Here is a 2764-nt window from a genome sequence, read left to right as displayed (position 1 = left end):
CCCCCGCCGACGGCACCCCAATCCTGAACGACAATCACGGGTTCTCGGTGTTCGCCTGACGCTCGGCGGGCACCGCTACCCGATTTTTCCCTTCTCCCCTCTCGGAGCAAACAACAATGCGCACCACTTACTGTGGTCTGGTCAGCGAAGCGCTGATGGGCCAGACCGTGACGCTGATGGGCTGGGCCCACCGTCGCCGCGACCACGGCGGCGTGATCTTCATCGACCTGCGTGACCGCGAAGGCCTGGTTCAGGTCGTGTTCGACCCCGACCGTGCCGACTCCTTCAAGATCGCCGAAGACGTGCGTGGCGAGTTCTGCCTGAAGGTCACCGGCGTCGTGCGCGCCCGCCCCGCCGGCACCGAAAACGCAGGTCTCACCAGCGGCAAGATCGAGGTCCTGGGCCACACCCTGGAGGTGCTCAACGCCTCGGTGACGCCCCCGTTCCAGATCGACGACGAGAACCTGTCGGAGACGACGCGCCTGACGCACCGCGTGCTGGACCTGCGCCGCCCCTACATGCAAAAGAACCTGATGCTGCGCTACCGCGTGGCCATGGAAGCGCGCAAGTTCCTGGACGAGCACGGCTTCGTCGACATCGAGACCCCGATGCTGACCAAGTCCACGCCCGAAGGCGCGCGCGACTACCTGGTGCCTTCGCGTGTCCATGACGGTCAGTTCTTTGCGCTGCCCCAGTCGCCCCAGCTCTTCAAGCAGCTCTTGATGGTGGCGGGCTTTGACCGCTACTACCAGATCACCAAGTGCTTCCGCGACGAAGACCTGCGCGCCGACCGTCAGCCTGAATTCACCCAGATCGACATTGAAACGAGCTTCCTGACCGAGCAGGAAATCCGTGACATGTTCGAAGGCATGATCCGCCACGTCTTCATGAAGGCGCTGAACGTGGACCTGGGCGCCTACCCGGTCATGAAGTACGCCGACGCCATGCACCGCTTCGGCTCGGACAAGCCCGACCTGCGCGTCAAGCTCGAATTCACCGAGCTGACCGACGTGATGGCCGACGTGGACTTCAAGGTCTTCTCGACCCCGGCCACGACCAAGGGGGGCCGCGTGGTGGCCCTGTGCGTGCCCGGTGGCGGCACCATGTCGCGCGGTGAAATCGACGCCTACACCGAGTTCGTCAAGATCTACGGCGCCAAGGGCCTGGCCTGGATCAAGGTCAACGAAGTGGCCAAGGGTCGCGACGGCCTGCAATCGCCCATCGTCAAGAACCTGCACGACGCCGCCATCGCCAAGATCCTGGAGCGCACAGGCGCCAAGGACGGCGACCTGATCTTCTTCGGTGCCGACAAGGAAAAGGTCGTCAACGACGCCATCGGCGCGCTGCGCCTGAAGGTCGGCCACTCCGACTTCGGCAAGAAGGCCGGCCTGTTCGAGGACCGCTGGGCCCCGCTGTGGGTGGTCGACTTCCCGATGTTCGAGTACGACGACGAGTCCGAGCGCTGGAACGCCGTGCACCACCCCTTCACCGCCCCGAAGGACGGTCACGAAGACTACATGGACACGGACCCGGGCAAGTGCATCGCCAAGGCCTACGACATGGTGCTCAACGGCTGGGAACTGGGTGGCGGCTCGATCCGCATCCACCGCGCCGAGGTGCAGTCCAAGGTCTTCAAGGCCCTGAACATCACCGACGAAGACGCCAAGGTCAAGTTCGGCTTTCTGCTGGATGCGCTGCAATACGGCGCGCCCCCGCACGGTGGCCTGGCCTTCGGTCTGGACCGCCTGGTCACGCTGATGACCAAGGCCGAGTCCATCCGCGACGTGATCGCCTTCCCCAAGACGCAGCGCGCCCAGTGCCTGCTGACGGGCGCACCGTCGAACGTGGACGAAAAGCAGCTGCGCGAACTGCACATCCGCCTGCGCAACGCACAGGCCGCGCAAGCCGGCCAGGCTCCTGCCGCCTGACCTGACCGCTCGGTAAACTCTCGGGGCCATCCTGTGCAAGGGTGGCCCTTTTTCTTTGTGGCGTACCAGCCTACAGCCGTGTGCTGCGGCCTCGCTTTGTCGCCACCCGGCGCCACGTGACCCCCCGCACCTGCCGCACACTTGCCTTGAGGCGTGCGCGAGCAAACCCAACACATTCACTCAGGAGCCTCCCCATGTCCCCCACTCGCCTTGCCACCTGCTTGATGCCCCTTTGCCTGCTGGCGCTGAGCGCCTGCAAGGACGCCAAGCCGCCTCAAGCCTCGACCGAGCTGGGCCAGGGCAGTTCCGTGGTGACGGGCTCGGCGGGCCCCAAAGGTGCGCAAGGCGCCGACAGCGGCCTGGTGACCTGCGCGGCCCCCGTGGCCACCCTGGCCCTGGCCGAGAACCCGGATGGCTACACGATGCGCAGCAGCTACCAGCTGCCGCCCTCGCCCGTGCCCCTGATCAAGCTGATCGCCCAGCAAAGCGGGTGCTTCCGCGTGGTGGACCGCGCCGCCGGGCTGCGCAGCACCATCCAGGAAAACGAGCTCAAGGAAGCCGGCATCGTCCGCTCCAACAGCACCGTCAGCAAGGGCAAGGGCTACGAAGCCCAGTTCACCCTCACGCCCAGCCTGACCTTCAGCGAAGAGGACGCCGGCCGCGGCCTGGCCGGCATCGTCGGCTCGGTCCCGGTGCTGCGCGACATCGCCGGGCTGGTGGGCCTGCTCGAGCAGGTCAAGCTCAAGGAAGCGCAGGTGGCCCTGCTGCTGACCGACAACGAGACCACGGAGCAGCTGGCTGCGGCCACGGGCTCGGCGCGCAGCACCGATCTGGGC

2 protein-coding genes are annotated in these 2764 nt (G+C 66.1%); both read left to right on the top strand.

Going from position 1 to position 2764, the window contains the following annotated elements; genetic code table 11:
• Positions 1-116 precede the first annotated feature (116 nt).
• On the top strand, positions 117-1928 hold the full coding sequence (gene aspS / locus B2W70_RS05915) for an aspartate--tRNA ligase (RefSeq protein ID WP_286743786.1): 1812 nt from the start codon (positions 117-119) through the stop codon (positions 1926-1928).
• Positions 1929-2122: 194 nt separating this feature from the next.
• Positions 2123-2764: curli production assembly/transport component CsgG (locus tag B2W70_RS05910; RefSeq protein WP_414631031.1), on the top strand; the 642-nt coding region annotated here is incomplete at its 3' end.

Origin of the sequence: Aquabacterium sp. UBA2148, from assembly GCF_002328915.1 — a bacterium.
Classification (GTDB): Bacteria; Pseudomonadota; Gammaproteobacteria; order Burkholderiales; family Burkholderiaceae_C; genus Aquabacterium; species Aquabacterium parvum.
The sequence above is the reverse complement of the archived record's forward strand: the minus strand, read 5'-3'. Positions and strand labels throughout refer to the sequence as shown.